General features: G+C 44.9%; 26 protein-coding genes. 13 read left to right on the forward strand and 13 right to left on the reverse strand.

The window, feature by feature from the left end; all coding sequences use genetic code 11:
• Positions 1–102 precede the first annotated feature (102 nt).
• Positions 103–576: a thioredoxin-dependent thiol peroxidase gene (gene bcp, locus V7O64_RS06045; protein ID WP_407357111.1), complete on the forward strand. Its 474-nt coding sequence runs from the start codon at positions 103–105 to the stop codon at positions 574–576.
• Between the two features lie 303 nt (positions 577–879).
• On the opposite strand, the gene V7O64_RS06050 is transcribed toward bcp, so the two are convergent.
• The 13 genes from V7O64_RS06050 to V7O64_RS06110 form a co-directional block, all read right to left on the reverse strand.
• A complete protein-coding gene (locus V7O64_RS06050) occupies positions 880–1,497 on the reverse strand; it encodes a V-type ATP synthase subunit D (protein WP_407357112.1) in 618 nt (205 codons plus the stop codon).
• A 19-nt stretch (positions 1,498–1,516) separates the two neighbouring features.
• Positions 1,517–2,896 (reverse strand): ATP synthase subunit B, encoded by a 1,380-nt coding sequence (locus V7O64_RS06055; RefSeq protein ID WP_407357113.1) that lies wholly within the window; start codon positions 2,894–2,896, stop codon positions 1,517–1,519.
• Between the two features lies 1 nt (position 2,897).
• Positions 2,898–4,628 (reverse strand): ATP synthase subunit A, encoded by a 1,731-nt coding sequence (locus tag V7O64_RS06060; RefSeq protein WP_407357114.1) that lies wholly within the window; start codon positions 4,626–4,628, stop codon positions 2,898–2,900.
• The gene (locus V7O64_RS06065; RefSeq protein ID WP_407357115.1) at positions 4,625–4,924 is read right to left on the reverse strand and encodes a V-type ATP synthase subunit F; all 300 of its coding nucleotides are present in this window, start codon (positions 4,922–4,924) and stop codon (positions 4,625–4,627) included. Before V7O64_RS06065 ends, V7O64_RS06060 begins: the two co-directional genes overlap by 4 nt.
• Entirely contained in the window at positions 4,924–5,994 is a 1,071-nt protein-coding gene (locus V7O64_RS06070) for a V-type ATP synthase subunit C (protein ID WP_407357116.1), read from the reverse strand. The genes V7O64_RS06065 and V7O64_RS06070 overlap by 1 nt, the downstream gene beginning before the upstream one ends.
• A 7-nt stretch (positions 5,995–6,001) precedes the next feature.
• Positions 6,002–6,553: a V-type ATP synthase subunit E gene (locus tag V7O64_RS06075; protein ID WP_407357117.1), complete on the reverse strand. Its 552-nt coding sequence runs from the start codon at positions 6,551–6,553 to the stop codon at positions 6,002–6,004.
• Positions 6,554–6,605: 52 nt separating this feature from the next.
• Positions 6,606–6,839 carry a V-type ATP synthase subunit K gene (locus V7O64_RS06080; protein ID WP_407357118.1) on the reverse strand — a complete coding sequence of 78 codons (234 nt, stop codon included), beginning with the start codon at positions 6,837–6,839 and terminating at the stop codon, positions 6,606–6,608.
• Position 6,840: 1 nt separating this feature from the next.
• On the reverse strand, positions 6,841–8,775 hold the full coding sequence (locus tag V7O64_RS06085; protein WP_407357119.1) for a V-type ATP synthase subunit I: 1,935 nt from the start codon (positions 8,773–8,775) through the stop codon (positions 6,841–6,843).
• Complete coding sequence (gene ahaH / locus V7O64_RS06090; protein WP_407357120.1) at positions 8,768–9,094, reverse strand: ATP synthase archaeal subunit H; 327 nt, start codon at positions 9,092–9,094, stop codon at positions 8,768–8,770. The genes V7O64_RS06085 and ahaH overlap by 8 nt, the downstream gene beginning before the upstream one ends.
• Before the next feature lie 226 nt (positions 9,095–9,320).
• A complete protein-coding gene (locus V7O64_RS06095) occupies positions 9,321–10,502 on the reverse strand; it encodes a radical SAM/SPASM domain-containing protein (RefSeq protein WP_407357121.1) in 1,182 nt (393 codons plus the stop codon).
• Between the two features lie 41 nt (positions 10,503–10,543).
• On the reverse strand, positions 10,544–11,413 hold the full coding sequence (locus V7O64_RS06100) for a polyprenyl synthetase family protein (RefSeq protein WP_407357122.1): 870 nt from the start codon (positions 11,411–11,413) through the stop codon (positions 10,544–10,546).
• Between the two features lie 13 nt (positions 11,414–11,426).
• On the reverse strand, positions 11,427–11,807 hold the full coding sequence (locus V7O64_RS06105; RefSeq protein ID WP_407357123.1) for a cytochrome c maturation protein CcmE: 381 nt from the start codon (positions 11,805–11,807) through the stop codon (positions 11,427–11,429).
• A gap of 30 nt (positions 11,808–11,837) precedes the next feature.
• Complete coding sequence (locus V7O64_RS06110; protein WP_407357277.1) at positions 11,838–11,963, reverse strand: CcmD family protein; 126 nt, start codon at positions 11,961–11,963, stop codon at positions 11,838–11,840.
• Between the two features lie 198 nt (positions 11,964–12,161).
• On the opposite strand from V7O64_RS06110, the gene ahbD reads away from it, so the two are divergent.
• The 12 genes from ahbD to V7O64_RS06170 all read left to right on the forward strand — a co-directional run bounded on the left by ahbD (position 12,162) and on the right by V7O64_RS06170 (position 22,027).
• Positions 12,162–13,208: a heme b synthase gene (ahbD, locus tag V7O64_RS06115; protein WP_407357124.1), complete on the forward strand. Its 1,047-nt coding sequence runs from the start codon at positions 12,162–12,164 to the stop codon at positions 13,206–13,208.
• A gap of 5 nt (positions 13,209–13,213) precedes the next feature.
• A complete protein-coding gene (locus tag V7O64_RS06120) occupies positions 13,214–13,669 on the forward strand; it encodes an AsnC family transcriptional regulator (RefSeq protein WP_407357125.1) in 456 nt (151 codons plus the stop codon).
• Between the two features lie 4 nt (positions 13,670–13,673).
• On the forward strand, positions 13,674–14,132 hold the full coding sequence (gene ahbB / locus V7O64_RS06125) for a siroheme decarboxylase subunit beta (protein WP_407357126.1): 459 nt from the start codon (positions 13,674–13,676) through the stop codon (positions 14,130–14,132).
• Positions 14,133–14,174: 42 nt separating this feature from the next.
• A complete protein-coding gene (locus tag V7O64_RS06130; protein WP_407357127.1) occupies positions 14,175–14,864 on the forward strand; it encodes a bifunctional precorrin-2 dehydrogenase/sirohydrochlorin ferrochelatase in 690 nt (229 codons plus the stop codon).
• 52 nt (positions 14,865–14,916) lie between these two features.
• Positions 14,917–16,215, forward strand: a complete 1,299-nt coding sequence (hemA, locus tag V7O64_RS06135; protein WP_407357128.1) for a glutamyl-tRNA reductase — start codon at positions 14,917–14,919, stop codon at positions 16,213–16,215.
• Positions 16,194–17,168: a porphobilinogen synthase gene (gene hemB / locus V7O64_RS06140; protein ID WP_407357129.1), complete on the forward strand. Its 975-nt coding sequence runs from the start codon at positions 16,194–16,196 to the stop codon at positions 17,166–17,168. Before hemA ends, hemB begins: the two co-directional genes overlap by 22 nt.
• A 90-nt stretch (positions 17,169–17,258) precedes the next feature.
• Positions 17,259–17,402, forward strand: a complete 144-nt coding sequence (locus V7O64_RS06145; RefSeq protein ID WP_407357130.1) for a hypothetical protein — start codon at positions 17,259–17,261, stop codon at positions 17,400–17,402.
• Positions 17,402–18,040, forward strand: coding sequence for a hypothetical protein (locus tag V7O64_RS06150; RefSeq protein ID WP_407357131.1), 639 nt, complete (start codon positions 17,402–17,404; stop codon positions 18,038–18,040). Before V7O64_RS06145 ends, V7O64_RS06150 begins: the two co-directional genes overlap by 1 nt.
• Positions 18,041–18,127: 87 nt before the next feature.
• Positions 18,128–19,393 (forward strand): glutamate-1-semialdehyde 2,1-aminomutase, encoded by a 1,266-nt coding sequence (hemL, locus tag V7O64_RS06155; protein ID WP_407357132.1) that lies wholly within the window; start codon positions 18,128–18,130, stop codon positions 19,391–19,393.
• Positions 19,394–19,406: 13 nt separating this feature from the next.
• A complete protein-coding gene (gene hemC / locus V7O64_RS06160; protein WP_407357133.1) occupies positions 19,407–20,339 on the forward strand; it encodes a hydroxymethylbilane synthase in 933 nt (310 codons plus the stop codon).
• 6 nt (positions 20,340–20,345) lie between these two features.
• On the forward strand, positions 20,346–21,248 hold the full coding sequence (locus V7O64_RS06165) for a dihydroorotate dehydrogenase (protein ID WP_407357134.1): 903 nt from the start codon (positions 20,346–20,348) through the stop codon (positions 21,246–21,248).
• Positions 21,248–22,027, forward strand: a complete 780-nt coding sequence (locus tag V7O64_RS06170) for a dihydroorotate dehydrogenase electron transfer subunit (protein ID WP_407357135.1) — start codon at positions 21,248–21,250, stop codon at positions 22,025–22,027. Before V7O64_RS06165 ends, V7O64_RS06170 begins: the two co-directional genes overlap by 1 nt.
• Positions 22,028–22,211 lie beyond the last annotated feature (184 nt).

Genomic DNA, 22,211 nt, shown 5'->3' on the forward strand with positions numbered 1-22,211 from the left:
TGCAACAAATGTCATGTGTCATGTAACTCTGTCCTGAATTGCTACCTTACAATCTTATTCCAATACAAACTCTTTAAACAAAAAAGAACATACATTACTCCCATGAGCAAGAATTCACTCACCGAAGGACAGAAAGCCCCGGACTTCTGTCTCCCCGACCAGAACGGAAACGAAGTATGCCTCAAAGACTTTGCAGGCAAGTGGCTTATCCTATATTTCTACCCAAAAGACAACACCTCCGGCTGCACCCGCGAAGCACAGGAGTTCTCAGCCCTCAAGGACGATTTTGCCACAGAGGATGCCGTGGTCATAGGGGTCAGCAAAGACAGCGTGAAGTCACATATCAATTTCATCGAGAAGAAAAGCCTCACAATAACTCTGCTCTCAGACGAGGACACCAGCGTCCACCAGAAGTACGATGTCTGGAGAATGAAGAAAAATTACGGCAAGGAGTATCCGGGTACTGTGAGAAGCACCTTTTTGATAGATCCTGATGGTGTGTTGGTGAAAGTATGGGATAATGTGAAGACTGCCGGGCATGCTGAGAAGGTACTTGAGGAATTGAAGAGGCGATAAGAGAAAGAAATATATTCCTTTCAGGAGAGGAACAATTGTATTTTAAAATGAATAAAAATGGAGCGGAATAAATGTTAAGAACTGTGTAGTAGAAAAGCGATCACAGATATCAGATGGGCAAAGCATCCCGTATCTTTGTGAAGATGATAATATAACCCAGTACCAACATAAAAAGCGATATGAACCAGGCCCATTTTAGGATACGTGCCAGGTTTTCGGGGGTTGACATATTTATAAAAAAACGATCGACCATATTGGGTCGATCTTTTGGTTTATCGTCCATAAAAAAAGAATATCAAAGGTTTATCCTTTGATCCTCTTAAGTCTGAAGGTGTTTTCCCTTTCCATCTCTTCAAGACGGAGCCTGATGAAGGTCATTGATTCCTGAAGTTCAGGTATTACCTTAAATTCCAGAGCATTGACACGCCTTTTTGTCTTCTCGATATCATCAAGAAGTTTTTTCATGGTGGTTTCTATCTCTGCAGCAAGGATTATCTTTTCGACCAGAAGCTCGTAAGAATCTGCTGCCTCATCGGTATATGAGCTGGTACCAAGGATACCATAACCACGCTCGTTTATGGCTTTCTTGACACTGGATGACTCGATCTTTGGAACGACAACACCCATGATATTACGGCTTTCCAGCTCTATCTCCGGCTTGCTCTGAAGTGCAAAAGCTGTGGATTTGACAGTAATGGTACCGTCAACAGCATTTGCAATACCAATCTTGCGGGAAGCATCTTCATAGGCGGCATCCAGCTCGGTCCTCACATCCTTTGCTTTTCCCAGGATCTCAAAGAATTCAAGGATTAGACCATCTCTCTTCATTTTTAGCAGTTTGTGGCCACTCTGGGAGAGTTTGATCTTCTTTTTAAGCTCTATCAGTTCGGATCGGGTTGGTTTGACATCTTTTGCGCCCATGTTGCATCACCTTATAAGCTCAGTTGCTCTTGTGAGCAGGGTGGTACTTCTCAATATACTTGTTATCAATCCTTGTGAGCAGGGCTTCAGGAAGCTCAGAGAGAATATCCCAGGCAACACCAAGGGTGTCTTCAATGGACCTGTCCTCATCCCTTCCCTGACGAACGAACCTGTCCTCAAAGAGATCAGCAAACTCAAGGATCCTCTGGTCCCTTTCTGACAGTGCCTCTTTACCGACAATGGCAACAAGACCTCTGAGGTCACGACCTTCTGCATAACCGGCATACATCTGGTCAGATACTGCCTTATGGTCATCCCTTGTCTTCCCGTCACCAATGCCTGAGTTCATCAGACGGGAGAGGGATGGAAGTACATTGATAGGCGGGTAGATACCCTTCCTGTGCAATTCCCTGGAAACCACGATCTGTCCTTCAGTGATATATCCGGAAAGGTCAGGTATAGGGTGGGTTATATCGTCACCGGGCATGGTAAGGATAGAGAACTGGGTAACTGATCCTTTCCTTCCCTTGATAACACCTGCACGCTCGTAGAGTGATGCAAGGTCAGTATACATGTAACCGGGATAACCACGTCTTCCGGGTACCTCTTCACGGGCTGCACCCATCTGACGGAGTGCCTCACAGTAGTTTGTGATATCAGTAAGAATGACAAGCACGTGCATATCATGTTCATATGCAAGGTACTCTGCGGCTGTCAGTGCCATCCTTGGTGTGATGATACGCTCTACAGCAGGGTCATCTGCAAGGTTAAGGAAGACCACAGCTCTTTCAAGAGCGCCTGTCTTCTCGAAGTCCTCCATGAAGTACTGGGCTTCTTCGTTAGTGATACCCATTGCAGCAAAAACTACTGCGAAATCTTCAGTGGAACCGGGAACTTTTGCCTGACGTGCTATCTGCAATGCGATCTCGTTGTGTGGAAGACCTGAACCTGAGAAGATAGGAAGCTTCTGTCCACGGACAAGGGTATTTGTTCCGTCAATTGTGGAAATACCTGTCTGGATGAAGTCCTCTGGTGGCATCCTTGAATATGGGTTCATAGATGCACCGTTAACATCGAGCCTGTCTTCAGGCACAATACGTGGTCCGCCATCCAATGGTTCACCTGAACCGGAAAGGATACGACCAAGCATGTCCTTTGATACAGGGAGCTTGATGGTCTCCCCTGTGAACACTACGCCTGATTCCTCATTCAGTCCACCTGTTCCTTCAAATACCTGAACAGCTACAATGTCTGCTGAGGTATCAAGGACCTGACCTCTCTTTGTTGTACCGTCAGGAAGGTTGATGTGAACAAGTTCACCATAACCTACCGGCTCGGTCTTCTCAAGGAAGATCAGTGGTCCTGCGATTTCTGTGATCGTCTTGTATTCCTTGGTCATTTTAATTGCCTCCAAGTGCTGCAAATTCCTTGTCCATCTTAGTCAGGACAGCGTTCAGTGCACCATCGAAGTCCTCTTCGAACTTGACCTTTGCAAGCTCGTCCTTTGACTCAAGGGACAGGATGTCTTTCATTGGTACACCGTTTTCCAGTGCTGCCTGTGCCATATCACTGTACTTGGAGATTGCTTTTAACAATTTGTACTGCTTGTCGAACGGACAGTATGTGTCAACAGGGTGGTATGCGTTCTGCTGCAGGAAATATTCCCTGATCATGCGGCATATCTCAAGTATGAGCTGCTGGTCTTCAGGAAGTGCATCGGAACCAACAAGCTGAACGATCTCCTGAAGTTCGGATTCCTGCTGGAGAAGGTCCATTGCATTGTCTCTCAAAGGTACCCAGTCAGGTGCAACGTTTTCTGAGAACCAGTCTGCAAGACCCTGTGTGTATAGACTGTAACTTGTAAGCCAGTTAATAGATGGGAAGTGTCTCCTCTGTGCAAGTTTTGCATCCAGTGCCCAGAACACTTTTACGATACGGAGGGTGTTCTGTGTAACAGGCTCTGAGAAGTCACCACCTGGTGGTGATACTGCACCGATGACTGTAATCGAACCTTCCTCGCCTGCAAGTGATTTCACCGCACCTGCACGCTCATAGAACTCAGAGAGTCTTGCAGACAGATATGCAGGATAACCTTCCTCACCAGGCATCTCTTCAAGCCTTGAGGATATTTCCCTCATTGCTTCTGCCCATCTGGATGATGAGTCTGCCATGAGTGATACATCGTATCCCATATCACGATAGTATTCTGCAATTGTGATACCTGTGTATACAGATGCTTCACGGGCAGCCACGGGCATGTTGGATGTGTTTGCTATAAGGACTGTACGTTCCATGAGTGGACGACCGGTCTTTGGATCCTGGAGCTCAGGGAACTCGTTCAATACGTCAGCCATCTCATTTCCACGTTCACCGCATCCGATATAAACTACAATGTCAGTGTCACTCCACTTTGCAAGCTGCTGCTGGGTAACAGTCTTTCCTGAACCGAATGGACCCGGGATAGCTGCAGTACCGCCCTTTGCAACAGGGAAGAGACCATCAAGGATCCTCTGACCCGTGATAAGAGGCCTCTTCGGGATGAATTTCTTGTTTACGGGACGTGGCATCCTTACCGGCCACTTCTGCATCATGGAAAGCTCCGTACCGTCTGTAAGGACACATATAGTCTCATCCACTTTGAACTTGCCGGATTTTATTTCTTCCACCGTACCGGAAACTGTTGGTGGCACCATTATCTTGTGCTCTATGTTCTCTGTTTCCTGTACAACACCTATTGTCTCGCCACCCTTTACAGAGTCGCCAGCTGATACCACAGGCTTGAACTCCCATACCTTGTCACGGTCAAGACCATTAGCAGTTACACCTCTCTCGATAAAGTCACCCATCTTTTCCTGGAGGACTTTCAGAGGTCTCTGAATACCATCATAGATACTTTCCAATAAACCCGGACCGAGCTCAACAGAGAGTGACATGCCAGTGTTCACTACAGGTTCACCAGGTTTGATACCGGATGTGTCCTCGTACACCTGAACAGTGGCTTTTTCACCTTCAATTCTGATTACCTCGCCCATCAGACCTTCATGACCAACATGTACCACATCGTACATCTTTGGTTTAATGCCTGTAATAGTAACAACAGGCCCGGCCACTCGATAAATTTCACCTTTCATTTCCACAGATCTACACCTACCGATTGCTTTATTTTTTCCCTTAAGTTCGAACTTTCACCACTACCTCCGAGAGTCACAATAGTTGGCTCAACAGAGTCATTAATAGTGTTTCTCAACATCTCCGGTAGTTTATTCAGATCATCACCGTGCATTACCAGAATGCCGACTTCTCGATCCTCAAGTATTTTCTCTACAGTAGGTTCAAGTTCGCTATTGTTAACTTCATATATCTTTTTGACACCGGCCAATCTGAAACCTGTTACAAAATCACTATTTCCAACTACAGCTAATTCCATCAGATCACCAACTGTTCCTTGATAGTATCATCATCGAGCCCGGCAGCTTTACCACGCACGATTATCCGCAGATTGTTAACCTCATTCTGCTTACTTAGCATGTAGTCCATAATTGGCACTATTGAGATCGGATAAACATGTGAAAAACTTGCTGCAGATTTAAGCCTGTGTTTCTTAAGCCGTGTTTCAACATCAATCAGCGATTTCATACCCGGACTCACCATATCGGATATCTCTTTCCAGTAAGAATACTTCTCAAGCTCATTGATGAACTCTTCAAACGATAGGGGCATCAGCTTTTGTATTGCCTTGAGATCGATCTCAAGACCTCCCTCGATCATCAGATCCATCATCTGTGGATCATAGAGCTCTGCCTTCTTAAGGCGGAAAAGGATCATCAGGTTAGTTATATCAATGCCGACTCGGATAAACTTCGCAAATAACTTCCTGTCCTTGGATTTTGAGCCGCCTGCTACGGCAAAGAGTCCATTGTAATATAGCTTATCCAGCTGGTTCTCTACATCCGAAAGATTGGTACCATCGTAGTTTTTGAGTATCGGGTAATATTCGGTGCCTTCAAATTCCGATACGATTTCTTCATAGCTTCCCTTTGCAGCCAGTTCTGAAAGGAAAGTATAGGTCAGACTACCCCCTGCAACAATAGCTTCCAATACCTCTTCCGTTGAAGCTTTGCAGTACTTACCTCGAAGTATGGTCTTGATGTTCCAGACATCGTACTCCTTAAGGTATTCAGCAATGAGGAAATTCACCTCGCCGTCAGAGATATTAAGGAGCTTTCTGAAAGTAACAGAAAGGTTCCTGTTAAGGGAGTGCTCGACCAGGTCCACACCAGCATATTTCAGCGCCAGTTCATCGACATCTTCTTTATACCCGGATTCACCAATGAACCTGGCGATCTCATCAATACTCATATTCATGAGTCGGGGATAGGCCTCTTTTGGCAAGAGCTTACTTTTCATAGCACGGACACGAGGGACCGTGTATGAATAGTTGGTGTGGCCTTTTGAACCGGAATTGTAGCCACGCTTTAATTTCTGCAACAGCCTCATTTAGAAATCACCCGAATAAGATATCAGATGTTTGCTTCAACAACTGCTCATTAACACCTTTAAGGATAACATCATAAGTATAATCCAGCCTTACAGTTCCATCTTCATTCTCAATGACAACGCCACCAAGACAGTCGATGTTACCGGCATACTCAAGAGAGGACAGTTTTTTAACAATCTCCTCTGATTCTGCATTGGAATAGATCCTCTTACCGCTTGCTTCGTTATTCTCAATAATTGATCTTAGAAGCTCTTCATTCTTTTCAGAAGAGAATGCGGATATAGATCTTTCAGCTCTGGCATATACATCTTCAAGTAATTCCTTACGTGCGTTGAGCAATGTGCGTTTAACTTCAAGATTTGCGCTGGATACCTCTTGCTGCCTCATTTTCTGGATATCATCTTCTGCTTTGGCAAGACGCTCACCTATGATCTTTTTCGCATTTTGCCTGGCATCCTCCAGAATTAAGGAAGCTTCTGCATCTGCTTCACGTTCCAGTCTGGCCACTTCAGCCTGTGCAGAATCCATGATATCCTTAACAACAATTTCAAGTCCCATGCTCATTCACCTTTAAAATGGATTTAAGAGCAAAAATGCCCTTTAACCAGCTTTATAGCATCAATAGTGCAACTACCAGACCGAAGATAACAATCGTTTCTGGAATTACAGTCAGGATAAGGCCTTTACCGAAGAGACCTTCATTCTCAGCCATTGCACCAATTGCTGCAGTACCGATCTCTTTTTCAGCATATGCTGAAGCAAAACCTGTAACTCCTACTGCGATTGCAGCTCCTATTGCCTTTAATCCTGCTGGGTCCATTGTTGTCACTGTTTCTGTTACCATTTTATTTTTCCTCCGTGTATTTTCTTATGTATCCAAATGGATCGTATTTACGTCCCCCACCTTCGTAGAATTTACCAAAGAACTCTACGTACTGCAACCTGAGAGCATGTAAACCGGGGGCGATTATACTCAGGGCAGTATTTAAAGCGTGTCCGGATATGAACACTACAATTGCAAATATGGTCATTCCACCAATTGGCGAACCTGGCTGCCAGATCATATCAAAAGCGATAAGATTGACAGTTGACGCAATAGAGATAGATGACAAACCAACCGCTATCACACGAGTGTATGACAATGAATTGCTCAGAAGTGAAGGCAATTCGATCGGCCCTTTTACTCCTTCTCCCTTGAACAACATGATAACACCGATGAGGAACACAAGAGCTCCAGCAATTATCGGTAGCATACCAAGGTAGCCAAGTACCACAAGGAGAATACCGAGCTGTATAACAAACCAGCTGCCTTTCTCGAAAATAGCTGCAGACATACCATGTTTAGACTTCTCGTTGATAAAGCCCACCAGGAAACCAAGATTCAGATGAAGCAAACCAACAAAGACGGTCGCAACGATGAATGTCATTACAAGGTGAGTCCTATGCAGAGGGAATCCAATGACCTCACCCGCAAAGGGAGTCGCGAAAAGGTCTATAGTCTCAAGACCCGGAATCAGTCCGGGATAGCCATGATAACCTGCAAGCGGGAATCCCAGGAACTCACCATATATTATACCAAAGAATAAAGTGGATATCTGACAATAGATAAGGATATTCATCAGAGGCTTAATAGCTTCAGATGATACCAGCTTCTTAACACCCAGCGCAAGTGCGAGGAGAATCAAAGCATAACCAATATCACCAAGGATCATGCCGTATAAAAGCGGGAAAGTTATGAATATCAAAGCTGAAGGATCAAGTTCTTTATAGGTAGGGCGCCCGTACAGATCCATGATCTCCTGCAGTGGGGATACAACCTTAGGATTGTTATATTCCACAGGAACCTTTGGGATATCCGACTTGTCAATATCCTGGGTCGAAATGAATGCCCTGCCTCCGGTTGCCTTATTGACTGCCTCCTCCAGCTCACCATAAAGCTCTGTAGGCAGCCATCCATCTATAAGGAAAGAACTTTCGGTTGTGGCTATCCTGAGAGGAGCATCGGATTTCTGCACCTCGATAGAGAGCAGTTCATTGCTTGCAAGAATAAAATCGCCATACTGTTGCTTCAGAGCAGCGATGTCTTCTTCAATAGCGTCGATCTTTCCAAGCAAGTCAGCCTCCTTACTCTCAATATCCGCTATTAAGCGAGAAGGAACACCACTGAGTTTTGGAACCTTCAGTTCCTTGAACGCAAACGATGGAAGCATATCTGCGACTTCAGCAGATTTGTCCCTGGCCACAAAGAGAACTGCTACGCCAGAATGATCATCATAGAATAACTCAAAAGATGAAGTAAGCTTTGATAATGAAGGAGCCATATCCTCTTTTATATGCCCGGCAAATACATCCAGACTCTCATAACCCCGATAGAGGTCAAGATCAAGATCAATGTTGATAAAAGGTGAAAGATCCCTCTTGGTAGAGAGCACATCCTTGAGCTCATTCTCAAGAATGCTTTTTTTCTCGACAAGTTTATCAAGTTCCGCATCCAGAGAATCAAGACAATTGTCAAGTTGCGTGCAAACAGCCTTGCTGCTCTGTTTCTCAGCCGCATTGTCTTTTACACCCAGCAGGCTTGCAATGGACCTTATCTTGACAAGTTGCTTTGAAAGCTCACTTCCATTCTCAAATGGTTTTCCGATCTTTAGGTAAGGATCTTCTTCAACAAAATCTTCTATCTGGAACAGATTGGCATTGTGCAGAGCATCGACCGTATTTTCAAGGATATCCTTATGGCCAACAATTACGGCACGAGTCATCTGTTTAGGTCTAAGCATGCACTGACCTCTCAAACTCTGTTAACAGATTGTCAACTGCTTTATCTATTCTCGAGGAAGCATCCTTAGCAATGTCTTCTGCCTGCTTGGTACCATCTGCAAGAATCTTTGCTTTATCAGAAGCAATAGACTCTTCAGCAGATCTCATTGCACTTTGTGCAGATTTCTGTGCATCTAACTCGGCCTGTTTAATGATTTCTCTGGCCTCGGCACGTGCACTGGCGATACGGTCATTTTTTCTTTTCCTACCGTCGTCAACCATTTTTCGTGCATTGTCTTCTGCATCCTTGATTTCCGACAAGATTTTTTCTTTGGCCATACTAATCCTCATGTGATGAATTACTTATTATCCCGAATAAATCACCATCACCTACTGCTAACTAGCATATAAAGTATTCGGTTCTCCTGATATCAGTTAACCAGTATTGATAATGATTTATCATTAAGATACTGATGTCATCACTTAGTCAGTAATTCTAAAGTACTCTTTGAACAATGGTTGTGAAAGATTCGCTGGAAACCACATATACACAAATGAAGGAAGATCATTTGTCCATCCTGAGAGGAAGCTGCGTCCCTTGCGGGATATTGCGGATATGATTGTCCCTGAACTTAGGGTTGCGCATCATACAATGATCAGCAGAACATTTGTAAGCTTCATGCTGACCCATCCGTTCCCATATAGCTGAAAGATCCTCCTCACGGATGTTCCCGAATGACAGTGGGGTATATGCACATGGAAGGACGTCCCCCCCGGCAGTTGCATGCATCCACCTTCTTCCTGCAAAGCAGCCAAACTGATCAGGACCCATGAAATACGGGAATGCCGTAACCCTTGGACCATCTTCCTTCTTGTTCATTGACTTCTGGAATCTTCCAAGATCTTCAACATCCTTTGCAGTGATGACCTCATCCTCATGATCCATCCAGCGACCCACAGCTACTATCTCATAGATGGACACCTCCTGCATACCCATATTTGCCGCAAAGTTATAGAACTCGTCAAGATCATCTATGTTATGTGGGGAAACAACAACGAAAAGATCTGCCAGGATATCAGCATCCAATATATGCCTTATGCCGTTTATAGTATCCTTAAAAGCACCCTCTCGACCCCTTACGCGGTCATGCTCCTGTTCATAAGGGCTATCAAGGCTCATATGAGCCGCAAAAAGTCCTGCTGCTTTCAGATCAGCTGCCCTTTTCCCATTCAGACCAAAACCCGAGGTGAAACATGTTGCAATTGCACGGCTCTTGTCCACCTTTGCAACCATTTCCTCAAGGTCTTTGCGAAGCATTGTCTCCCCCCCATCGAAAGAGATATGGTAAGAGCCAAGATCGATGGCCTGCCGTATTGCACTATTGACCTCATCAAACGACAGAATGGGGTCTGCCACAATGTCAGCAGCACCGCAATGAATGCAATCATTGGGACACCTTGTGGTAATTCCAATGGAAAACTGATCCGGAACCCTCTTTTTAAGGATAGAGGATACCTGTGCATTGATCATCCTGTTGAATATCTCACCTGGCATAGGAGGGACCCATGTCGAGAATATGACCCTCTCCTCATCTGCACAAATCGGTTTTTCCTCAAGGAAAATCCTGTTGATACGCTTAATAATAGGTTTTGCAACGGGAGACAGTGGTCCTTCGGTATCAAGGACAACTTTCCCGTTCTCTGTACTTGCATTTACTTTAATTACTGACTTATCATAAACCCTCATGAAGTCACCTGATAATTGAATAATATATAAGGGAAACTGAATTAGAGAATATCCCCCGGTAGCATGTCAACCGTAATAAGATCAGTCACAAGCTTCAGCTTCTCCCTGGCATCCGAAGGAGGGAACAAAGCAAGGACATCTTTTGCATCCTGCACACAAATACGCACCTGTTCCAGAGTCTTCTCCACAGCAGGACCATGGGCCATTGCCCTCCTGTAAATAAGAGGCAATGTAACCGACTCATACGTTGAGTTCTTATCTTCCAGTTTATCAAGATACTCAAGCAGATCATCGACTATCTGATAAGCATTGCCAACATTCTCACCAAAGGACCTTAGCTTCAGTGCTATTGCCTCATCTGCCCCAGCAACATATGCGCCGATAGCTGCACTGGCAGCGAAAAGGGATCCGGTCTTCTTACTTATACACTCAAAATAGTTCTGTTCCCTGAATTCCTCGCTGACGCTGGAAATATCAATTGTCTCACCTTCAGCCATGTACATTCCAGCCCTGCCAAACTCATGCACCGCATTATGACCATATCCGGATATAAGTGATATGGCCTTGGATATCAGGAAATCCCCGCAAAGTATGGCTGCAGGAATACCATATTTCTTATGTGCCGATTCCACACCCCTGCGTACAAGACCTCCGTCAAGGACATCATCATGTATAAGAGATGCAGAGTGAATGAACTCTATTGCCAATGCTGCATTGATACTATCCTCCGGATCGCCGCCGCACATCTGCGTACATAGAACAAGCATTACAGGCCGTATATTCTTACCGCCGGAACTGCATATATGAAGAAGCATCCTTTTCATCTGAGAGCGATCGTCCATGGAGAGGACCATCTCATCTTTAGCTGCCTTGATAAGCTGATATTCCTCCAGGTCATCTATTTGTATCATATATCCCATCCGGTCATTCCGAGTACTTTGAAGGACAGCCCATAACGATCCTGTTTGCCTCGATCAGATCATCAGAGACCATTTTACCACTTATGCTAATGCTCTGCCCTTCTACAAGATTAGCAGGAAGCGAACCAGTATACTCTACATTCATTTCAAAAGAGGGATCCTCCAGATCCAAAAGTGCAAAAGAGGTCCCGCCTGTCGATATATGCAAAGTGCCATCCTTGATCACACCCATGGTATTCACATCATGTCCGATGTACATGCCAGAATCTGATGAAAGTTCAGAGACCATGAGATAGCTCTGGGAAAGGTCCACATTCCACAGACCCACAAAGCCAACAATAGCAATAAAAGCAATTGCCATAATAGTTTTTTGTTTTTTATCCATAAAGCTACCTCATTGTGGCATGCTAATTCATCATGACATCTTTTTTCCCTGTTTGTGAAATCGCCGCATTGGAACCATGCGGGAGCGTAGCAGATACAAAATGTATACTGACAAAGTAATCCACGTAATTGCGAATGCAATTTCTAGTGCACTTATAAAGAATCACCTCTATATCAGTTTAACCTTTGTTCACCATTTGCTAAGATAAAACCTCAAAGCAATCATCGGGCACGGATGAACTAATACATACAATGGGAGAACTCACTGATAATCAAGTATTAATATGGGTTTGCAGTAGTATAGTTCCATCCTATAAATAGATAAAGATAAGAACAAAATACAACATGATCAATTATGGCAAAACCTCCAAGACTAATCGCCTGGGAAACAACCGCCGGATGTAACCTTTCCTGTAAACACTGCAGAGGGGCATCAACTGAAAAAAAACCCAAGGGCGAACTTACAACCGAAGAAGCGTTTCATTTCATAGATGAGATAAAAGAAATGGGCAACCCAATCCTCATACTGAGCGGTGGTGAGCCTCTTGTCAGGGACGACATATTCCAGATAGCAGGATATGCCACTGAAAAAGGATTACGTGTGGCTATGGCCACAAACGGGACACTGGTGACCCCGGGGACAGCCGCAAAGATGAAAGATGCCGGAATACAGAGGGTCAGTATAAGCCTTGATGGCTCAAGCCCCTTGACGCATGATGAGTTTCGCTGTATGCCCGGAGCTTTTCAGGGTGCTATGAGAGGAATAGAAACCCTTAAAGAAGCAGGTATAGGCTTTCAGATAAATCCCACTATCACAAAGCGCAATATTGACGAGATACCGTCAATCCTTGAAATGGCAAGGGACCTTGATGCTGATGCACTTCACATATTTCTGCTGGTACCCACTGGCAGGGGTAAGGAACTCGAAGAAGAGGAGATAGACCCTGTTGAATATGAGAGGATACTTAACTGGTTCTATGACCGCCAGAAAGATGCGAGAATCCAGCTTAAAGCCACATGCGCCCCCCATTATTTCAGGATAATGCGCCAGAGAGCAGAGAAGGAAGGTATTGAGATCAGCGTAAAGACCCACGGTTACGAGGCCATGACAAAAGGTTGTCTGGGAGGAACAGGGTTCTGTTTTGTATCAAGCACTGGAGATGTATACCCGTGTGGATATCTTCCGGCACTGGCCGGTAACGTAAAGGAACAGGGTTTCAGGGAGATCTGGGAAAATTCTAAAGTATTCAACGACCTGCGCGATGTATCAAAACTGAAGGGTAAATGCGGAAGATGTGAATATAACACAGTATGCGGAGGGTGTCGTGCACGTGCCTATGCTGCCACAGGAGATTACCTCGATGAAGAACCATACTGTATATACGTACCTAAAAAACAGTGATGACAATGATATTTCTGGATGAGACGGATAAAAAGATACTTAATACCATCCAATTTGATTTCCCCCTTGATAAAGAACCTTTCGGGAAGCTTGGAAATGAACTGGATATAAGTGAAGAAGAAGTGATCAGAAGACTACGGCGCCTGCATGATGAGGGCGCTGTCAGGAAGATAGGACCCATAATCAACCGCGCCGGGGTAGGAGGCACAAGTACTTTGGTAGCAGCCAGTGTCCCTGACAAGAGAATTGACGAGGTAGCAGGTTACATTAATGAGTACCAGGAAGTATCGCATAATTACCTGCGTCCTGAAAAATATAATGTATGGTTCACAATATCCGCACGTGACAGGGAAAGGATTGACATTATACTGGATGAGCTCCGGAAAAGGACAGGACTTGAATTCATCGATCTTCCTACTAAAAGGCTCTTCAAGATCGGAGTTAAGTTTGACATCAGGTGAAAGCATGGATGCTATTGATGAAAGAATACTGAAAATAACACAGAATGGCATCCCCCTGAAAAAATCACCTTTTGCAGACATTGCCATAGAACTCCGGATCAGTGAGCAGGAGATAATTGACCGGCTCAGGAAAATGAAAGAGGATGATGTCATTCGCAGGTTCGGTGCATCAATTGGGCACAGGGACATCGGAATTGTGGCAAATGCCATGTGTGTATGGAATGTGCCGGATGAGAGGGTAGAAGAGGTAGGAACAATAATGGCCGGTTTTGAGGAGGTCACACACTGCTATGAAAGACCAAGGGCCCCAGGCTGGGATTATAATCTGTTCACAATGGTACACTCGTACACCCGGGAAGATTGCCAGGAGGTGGCTGCAAGGATATCACAAGCCACTGGTATCGATGATTACAAGCTACTTTTCAGTCAAATAGAATTTAAGAAGACCGGTGTCAGATTATAATCGCAATCTTTAACTAAGTTACCGAAAAAGCAGTAGGCAATCATGCCAGAAGATGGAGAGATGAGGGAAATGAACCACTTCATGCCACTGCACATCGATATGAATGGAAAGGAAGTAGCCATTTTCGGAAGTGGGTCGGTAGGGGAAAGAAAAACCAGGCTTTTCTCTGAATATGCAGTTGTAACTGTCATAAGCAGGAATTTTTCCGACATTTTTCTCAAACTTGAACAAAAAGGAGTCAGACTCATTACTGCAGATATCGGGGAACTTAGTGATTCCAGCATCATTGACATAATCAGAAAAGCTTTTCTTGTAATACCTGCCACAAATGACAGGGATGTAAACAAACGTATCACATATCTTGCAAAAACCCTCGGGATACTGACAAATGAAGTTGATTCCATAGGTGATGTCACAATACCATCTATAATAAAAAGAGAAGGACTGACGATCAGCATATCCACCACAGGCGCAAGCCCGGCCTTTTCCAGGTTCACACGACAGCAGGTCGAAAAGGTGATCACTCCCGGATTTTCAGACATGATCAGGATACAGGATGAGATCCGGACCTACCTTAAGAGTTCTGTCCCTGACCAGAAGGACAGGAAAGAGATACTCTGGGCTATACTTGAAAGCAAAGATGCATGGAATGCACTTGAAGAGTCTTATGAAAAAGGGTTTAAGATAGCACAGGATATAGTAAAAGAAAAAATATGCGGGAAAGTCAGATAAACATGCGCCACATCCACTGCCATCCGAACCATAATATTAATATGAGGTGTCCATGACGGAGATAACCAGCATGGTGATCACCCATTCCAGGGCAACTGTCGAAGAGATAGAGGAAGCGTGGGACGGGGACACAGAAAAGATGCTAAAGGACCTGCATTCCAATTATCTGGTCTGCGAATGCGTTGTCCTGAAGACCTGCAACCGGGTGGAGATATACATTGTTTCACCAAAGGGAAGCAGCGTGCTTTTCCAGTTCGCAAAGAAAATGGGATTGTCATCGAATATCGTTGATTTTTTTGATCACGAAGAATCTATCATGCATCTTTTAAGACTGGCATGTGGACTTGAATCCATGATCATTGGTGAAGATCAGATACTGGGTCAGATAAAGGACCTTTACCAGGTAGCCAAAAACCTCGGCACAACTGGAAGGTTGCTTGATACTGCATTCAGTAAAGCCATCCAGGTTGGCAAGCGTGTCAGGACGGAAACAGAGATAAACCGCGGAGCACTCTCTATAGCATCGGCTTCTGTAGATCTTGCTGAAGAAACAGTAGGGGATCTCAAGGATAAAATGGTGCTTGTTATAGGCACCGGTGAGATGGGGACACTGGTAACACGTGCACTCTCACACAGAGATATAGAGCTTATGTACATAGCAAACCGTACATATGAAACAGCAAAACAACTTGCTGATGAGATGGGCGGTCATGCAGTTCACTTTGACCAGATAGATGAGAATCTCAGAAGAGCGGATGTGGTCATCAGTGCAACAGGTGCACCGCATTATGTCCTGAAGTACGAGCAAGTAGAGAGGGCAATGAGTTTCAGGGAAAAAGAACTTCTTTTGGTAGATATAGCAAATCCGAGGGATATTGATCCTTCAATTACAAGCATAGCTCATGTGACACTCTATAACATAGATAACCTGAGAGTCATCAACGAAAAGAATCTCGAATTGAGAATGGAGGAGGCAAAAAAAGCCCAGACCATCATCGATGAGGAATTCAGCCTGTTGATAAAACAATACAAAAGGCAGAAAGCAGACTATCTTGTATCCGAACTATATGCCCAGTCATACAAACTGCGCGTGCAGGAAAAAGAAAGAGCACTCACTAAATTGAGCGCATACCACACAATTGGCGAAATAGAGAACAAGATAATAGAGGATCTTACACATTCTATAGTCAACAAGATACTGGCAGAGCCAACCAAGGTCCTGAGGAATGCCGCAGAATTAGGGGATGATGAACTGCTTGACTCCGTGGCCAGATTATTCAATGTTGACAGATCCAGCTTAAGTACTAAAATAAAGGATGAGATGGTAAAATGTTCCCCGAGCACAGAATGAGAAGGCTGAGAAGTGGAAAGATCAAAGATCTGGTGCGAGAGACATCCTTGTCTGTCAATGACCTGATATACCCCGTGTTTGTCAATGAAACGATCAATTCGGCCTGTGAGGTCAGCTCAATGCCAGGGGTCTGTAACATACCGGTCACAAAGATAGCAGATGATGCAAAGGAAGCTGCCGACCTTGGCATACCTGCCATGATACTCTTTGGTATCCCGGAAAATAAGGATGAACAGGGAAGCAGTGCCTGGGGAGATGATGATGTAGTACAGCGTGCAGTGCGGGAGATAAAGAATGAGCTTGGCAGGGATATGCTTGTCATAACCGACGTATGTCTCTGTGAATACACAAGTCACGGACACTGTGGAGTGGTCGACCATGAGACAGGAGAGATACTTAACGATCCAACACTGCCCTTAATTGCAAAGACCGCAGTAAGTCATGCAAGGGCCGGTGCCGACATTGTCGCACCATCCGGGATGATGGACGGTATGATAGCTGCCATCCGCAGTGAACTTGATGAGAATAACTTCAATAATATCCCTATCATGTCCTACGCTGCAAAGTACTCTTCATCATTTTACGGCCCTTTCAGGGATGCAGCCGGATCAGGATGCTGCTTCGGGGACCGGTCCACACACCAGATGGACCCTGCCAACTCAGATGAGGCAATAATGGAGACTGCCCTTGATATAGAAGAGGGTGCAGACATAATCATGGTCAAGCCGGCACTCCCCTACCTTGATATAATATATAGACTCAAGACAGAGTTCAGGATGCCAACTGCCGCCTATAATGTCAGCGGGGAATATGCCATGATCAAGGCAGCAGCCCAAAACGGCTGGCTTGATGAGAAGAAGGTCATGTACGAGTCACTCCTGTCGATCAAACGTGCCGGTGCAGATATGATACTTACCTATTTTGCCAAGGACATGGCAAGGATGTTAAAATGATGGTGAGTTTACCAATATCGTCATTAATATAAAGTTCAAGTCACTAGATATAAAAAGTACAGAAAACAGCTAAAATAGCAGCGTGTAACAATGGTAGAAAGAGATATTGTCCAGATAAAGAATCCAAAATCAGGAAGGTATGTAAAAATAGATAGAACTGCCGGGAAGATATTGGATCATAAAAAATCAGAAGGCCCTTACAAAAATATACCAATTGCAAGAAAGAGGAACTAATGATCCTTTACAGGCCTAACGATGGAGATGTACACACCAATCACATTAGCTACCGCCCAAGGACCTGTTTCATAATGACGAAATTGGGTGAACCTGTTTCAGATGAAATCATAATGATTCGGAAATCATTGAGATCGGTACTGGAAAAATACCAGATAGAAGACATCGATGCAGAAAGTGTGGTGACAGGAAAAGATTTTCTGATGAAGATATGGAATCTGATAGTAGCTGTCCCTTTAGGTATTGCAATCATCGACCATAATATGCCACCTCTTACTTTATCCAATATATTCTACGAGATAGGCTTTATGCAAGCCTATGGCAAGGAGACACTGGTTATCAAAACAAAAGAAGCAAAAGTGCCCTCAGACTTTGTTCGGACCGAATATATTGAATATGGACAGGATTTCGAGGACAAGATGGATAAGTTCTTTAACACTTTTTTAGAATTGCCCAAGTATTACGATTCAATGGCAAATATGCTGGAAAATAATCCCCTTCTAGCAATCGATTACCTGAGAAGGGCATACTTGATAACAGCTGATTCAGATTACAGAAATAAAGCAGAAGAAATATTTAGAGAATCGATTGATGGAAGAGCAAAAAATAGTGTGGAAGCATTACTAGCAAAATTCTAATATTTACAGGATATCCAACTCTAAAACATCAGGCTATTATTAACACAAAGACAATTTCATTAACTCATTACAATAAATGGTGATCATATGTCTTTAGACAAGTCCAGAGAATTATACAATAAAGCAAGGAATTTCCTTCCCGGCGGCGTCAGCAGCCCGGTACGCGCCATAAAACCATATCCATTCTACACGGAATCAGCATGTGGTTCAAAGATAAAGGATATCGACGGGAACGAGTATATCGATTACTGTCTCGCATATGGCCCAAACATACTGGGACATGCAAACCCTGTCATAAAGGAGGCAATCGTCGCCCAGCTAGACAGGGGATGGCTGTACGGCACACCAACAGAGCTTGAAGTCGATCTGGCCGAGAGGATAGCAGGCCTGTATCCCAGTATCGACATGTTAAGGTTTGTGTCCACTGGTACCGAGGCCACCATGAGTGCATTGCGCGCTGCAAGGGGATTCACAGGAAAGGACAAATTCATCAAGATAGAAGGTGGCTTCCACGGAGCTCATGATGCGGTGCTGGTAAAGGCTGGCTCTGGTGCAACAACCCTTGGAAAACCCGATTCTCTGGGCATACCTGAGGATTTTACAAAACACACTTTGCAGGTACCTTTCAACGATATCGAGGCACTGGCTTTGGCCATAGAGAAGAACAGAAACGATATTGCTGCACTTATAGTGGAGCCTGTGATGGGTAACATAGGACCGGTACTTCCCGAAGGAGACTATCTTAAGGACGTACGCAAAATAACCGAGGAAAACGATATCGTACTGATATTCGATGAGGTAATCACCGGTTTCAGGCTTGCAATGGGAGGAGCCCAGGAATACTTCGGTGTGACACCTGACATGACAACCCTTGGCAAGATAGTCGGTGGCGGAATGCCAATTGGTGTATTCGGAGGAAAGAAAGAGATCATAGAGATGATAGCGCCTTCAGGAAGTGTGTACCAGGCAGGCACTTTCAGTGGCAGCCCAGCCTCGGTGGCAGCAGGACTTGCAGTGCTTGATGTGCTGGAAAAAGAAGAGGTTCACAAGAACCTGAATGCAACCGGAGACATGATGAGGGCCAGGTTATCCGAAATAGTAACGGACCTTGGACTTGATTACAATGTTGTGGGTATTGCATCCATGTTCAAGATATTCTTCGGGGACAAGCCCCGTAACTACCAGGAAGTTCTCAGGTGCGATAAGGAAGGCTACCTGAAATTCTTCTTCAAGATGCTTGACAGTGGTATCTTCCTGCCCCCGTCACAATTTGAAACGAATTTCATCTCCACTGCCCACACTGATGATGACATTGAGAAGACACTGCTCGCCTATGAAGCAAACCTCAGATGAGCGGTGAAATCGCATGATAATAGGAACTCGTGGAAGTGCCCTGGCTCTCGCGCAGACAGAGACCATAGAACGTCTTCTTTCAGAACTTGGGGTCAGCGTTACCAGGAAGATAATAAAGACATCCGGAGACACATTTACAGACAGGCCATTACATGAGGTTGCAGGAGTTGGGGCATTTGTCAGGGAGCTTGATGACAGGATGCTGGAAGGAGAGATAGATATCTCCGTCCACTCTATGAAGGACCTGCCAACTGTCCGCCCTGAAGAACTTTCGACTTCTGCTGTGCTTAAACGTGATTCACCATTTGATGTCCTGCTGACAATGGATGGAACAAGGATGGACGAACTACCTGAGGAGGCAGTCCTTGGTACCACTTCCATGCGCAGAAGAGCCCAGATCCTCAGATATCGTCCTGACCTTCATGTACAGGACCTGAGAGGGAACATCAATACACGTATCAGGAAACTGGAAGAAGGCTTATATGATGGGATACTTCTTGCCGAAGCCGGCCTGCAGAGAATGGGATGGGAAATGAATGTACAGCGTCTTGATCCTCAGTTCTTCTGCCCTTCCGCTAACCAGGGGACCATAGCTGTGGTCACTCCTGCCAAAAGCGAGGCAGAGGAGATAACATCCAACCTGGATCACCAGCAGACCCGGATAGAAACACATGTAGAGCGCATTGCTATTGCAGATGTGGAGGGTGGATGCACCGCACCCATTGGTTCCTTCGCACATTTCATCAATGATGATGAGATAAGCATATGCTGCGAAGTGCTTGCTCTGGATGGCTCAGAACATGTCCGCATTGAGGAAGTGATCCCTGTGCAGAACTATCAGGACCATGCGAAAATGATTGCAAGAGGACTGGTGCAAATGGGTGGTAAGGAACTTGTGCAAAGAGCTGTATGCCAGCTTGCTTCAGGCTTATCTGATGAGGTGTAAGGATAAATGATCAATGTCACCGGGATAGAACTTAGGAATCCTGCAATATTGGCTGCAGGAATAATGGGAACCACAGGTGCATCACTTATCCGCATGGCCAGAGAAGGTGCAGGTGCAGTGGTTACAAAGTCCATTGGCCCTGAACCAAAGGATGGGCACAGGAATCCGAGCATGATAGACCTGGGATATGGGTTTTTGAATGCCATGGGATTGCCAAATCCTTCATATCCTGATTTCAGGGGAGAGCTTACCATTGCAAAGAAAGATGCAGGAGTTCCGGTAATTGCGAGCATTTTCGGAGGCACGCAAGAAGAGTTCACGGATGTTGCATTGGGGTTGATGGATTCAAAGCCTGATGCACTTGAACTTAACGTGAGTTGCCCCCATGCATTGGGATACGGGGCATCTGTTGGAAGCAATCCTGATGCTGTGGAAACCATAACCAATGCCGTTTGTGAGGCTGTGGACATACCCGTATGGGTGAAGCTCACACCCAATGTCACGGATATCATTGCAATAGGCGAGGCCGCACAGAGAGGAGGAGCAGATGCTGTTGTAGCCATCAATACTGTCAAAGGAATGGCCATCGACATCCATAGTGGCTATCCTGTGCTTGGCAACCTGTTCGGAGGACTTTCAGGACGGGCTGTTAAACCGATAGCATTGAAATGTGTCTACGATCTTTATGCAGCTCTGGACATACCCATAATCGGCGTTGGCGGTATTTATACGTGGGAAGATGCCATTGAGATGATGATGGCAGGGGCCACTGCAGTACAGATTGGCTCGGCAGTTTATGAAGGTACTGAGGTTTTCAGTTCTATTGCCATGGGAATAGAACAATTCGTTACTGAAAGAGACTACAAAGACATCTCCGCTATCATCGGAATTGCACATGAGAGGATATAATGTACCCGGTGAATGTCAAAATAATAAAGATAATCAGGGAAACACCCTCTACAAGGACCTTCATCTTTGACAAAGCATTCAATGAAGCCATTCCCGGACAGTTTGTCATGGTCTGGATACGCGGTGTAGATGAGATTCCCATGACACTTTCGAGTAAGAATTCCATTACTGTTCAAAAAGTAGGCGATGCCACCGAAAGGATGTTCATGCTTGAAGAAGGCGATCAACTTGGGATAAGGGGACCTTTTGGAAGAGGTTTTACGCTACCTGGAAAAGATGAGAGGATACTTCTTATAGCAGGCGGGGTTGGTGCTGCGCCGCTGGCACCACTGGCAGAATATGCAGCTTCAATGGATATTTGCATGAATACGATACTAGGGGCCAGGAATGCAGAAGAACTGCTGTTTGCAGACCGTTTCGCATACTGCGGGAAACTGTACCTTACAACAGATGACGGTTCGGCACACAGATGTGGTTTTGTCACCGATGTCCTTGCAGAGACGGATATCATGGACTATGACCGGATATATACCTGCGGTCCGGAAATGATGATGAAATGCATCTTCAACATGCTGGAAAAAGAAAATGCGCTTGAACGCACTGAATTCAGTCTGCACAGATATTTCAAATGCGCTATTGGCGTTTGCGGGGCCTGCTGTATGGACAGGGAAGGCCTGCGCGTCTGCAAGGACGGACCCGTGTTCAATGGCCTGCAACTTATTGACTCGGAATTCGGAAATTATATGAGAGGACCAAGCGGGAACAGGAAATCATTTTGACCCTGTGGTTCTTTTCCTTTTTCACTTTTTTATCCATGATTTCAAGACAGGTATTGAAAAGAGAAAACCTGTCTACTCTGTAAAAACAGATAAATGATAATGATTAGAATCATTACTTTTGATATTATTTGATAATGTTTAAATACATCCTGAAATATAGGAAATGTATCTATCAAAATCGGCG

The sequence above is a fragment of the Methanolobus sp. WCC5 genome, from assembly GCF_045690325.1.
Taxonomy (GTDB): Archaea; Halobacteriota; Methanosarcinia; order Methanosarcinales; family Methanosarcinaceae; genus Methanolobus.

Coding starts and splice junctions, on each gene's coding strand:
- V7O64_RS06150 (WP_407357131.1), top strand. CDS start 17,402: ATGATCCTTTACAGGCCTAACGATGGAGATGTACACACCAATCACATT.
- V7O64_RS06070 (WP_407357116.1), bottom strand. CDS start 5,994: ATGAGGCTGTTGCAGAAATTAAAGCGTGGCTACAATTCCGGTTCAAAA.
- hemL (WP_407357132.1), top strand. CDS start 18,128: ATGTCTTTAGACAAGTCCAGAGAATTATACAATAAAGCAAGGAATTTC.
- ahbD (WP_407357124.1), top strand. CDS start 12,162: ATGGCAAAACCTCCAAGACTAATCGCCTGGGAAACAACCGCCGGATGT.
- V7O64_RS06085 (WP_407357119.1), bottom strand. CDS start 8,775: ATGCTTAGACCTAAACAGATGACTCGTGCCGTAATTGTTGGCCATAAG.
- V7O64_RS06080 (WP_407357118.1), bottom strand. CDS start 6,839: ATGGTAACAGAAACAGTGACAACAATGGACCCAGCAGGATTAAAGGCA.
- V7O64_RS06120 (WP_407357125.1), top strand. CDS start 13,214: ATGATATTTCTGGATGAGACGGATAAAAAGATACTTAATACCATCCAA.
- V7O64_RS06050 (WP_407357112.1), bottom strand. CDS start 1,497: ATGGGCGCAAAAGATGTCAAACCAACCCGATCCGAACTGATAGAGCTT.
- V7O64_RS06145 (WP_407357130.1), top strand. CDS start 17,259: ATGGTAGAAAGAGATATTGTCCAGATAAAGAATCCAAAATCAGGAAGG.
- hemB (WP_407357129.1), top strand. CDS start 16,194: ATGTTCCCCGAGCACAGAATGAGAAGGCTGAGAAGTGGAAAGATCAAA.
- V7O64_RS06165 (WP_407357134.1), top strand. CDS start 20,346: ATGATCAATGTCACCGGGATAGAACTTAGGAATCCTGCAATATTGGCT.
- V7O64_RS06105 (WP_407357123.1), bottom strand. CDS start 11,807: ATGGATAAAAAACAAAAAACTATTATGGCAATTGCTTTTATTGCTATT.
- hemA (WP_407357128.1), top strand. CDS start 14,917: ATGACGGAGATAACCAGCATGGTGATCACCCATTCCAGGGCAACTGTC.
- V7O64_RS06055 (WP_407357113.1), bottom strand. CDS start 2,896: ATGACCAAGGAATACAAGACGATCACAGAAATCGCAGGACCACTGATC.
- V7O64_RS06100 (WP_407357122.1), bottom strand. CDS start 11,413: ATGATACAAATAGATGACCTGGAGGAATATCAGCTTATCAAGGCAGCT.
- V7O64_RS06060 (WP_407357114.1), bottom strand. CDS start 4,628: ATGAAAGGTGAAATTTATCGAGTGGCCGGGCCTGTTGTTACTATTACA.
- V7O64_RS06075 (WP_407357117.1), bottom strand. CDS start 6,553: ATGGGACTTGAAATTGTTGTTAAGGATATCATGGATTCTGCACAGGCT.
- V7O64_RS06130 (WP_407357127.1), top strand. CDS start 14,175: ATGCCAGAAGATGGAGAGATGAGGGAAATGAACCACTTCATGCCACTG.
- hemC (WP_407357133.1), top strand. CDS start 19,407: ATGATAATAGGAACTCGTGGAAGTGCCCTGGCTCTCGCGCAGACAGAG.
- V7O64_RS06170 (WP_407357135.1), top strand. CDS start 21,248: ATGTACCCGGTGAATGTCAAAATAATAAAGATAATCAGGGAAACACCC.
- V7O64_RS06065 (WP_407357115.1), bottom strand. CDS start 4,924: ATGGAATTAGCTGTAGTTGGAAATAGTGATTTTGTAACAGGTTTCAGA.
- ahaH (WP_407357120.1), bottom strand. CDS start 9,094: ATGGCCAAAGAAAAAATCTTGTCGGAAATCAAGGATGCAGAAGACAAT.
- V7O64_RS06095 (WP_407357121.1), bottom strand. CDS start 10,502: ATGAGGGTTTATGATAAGTCAGTAATTAAAGTAAATGCAAGTACAGAG.
- ahbB (WP_407357126.1), top strand. CDS start 13,674: ATGGATGCTATTGATGAAAGAATACTGAAAATAACACAGAATGGCATC.
- bcp (WP_407357111.1), top strand. CDS start 103: ATGAGCAAGAATTCACTCACCGAAGGACAGAAAGCCCCGGACTTCTGT.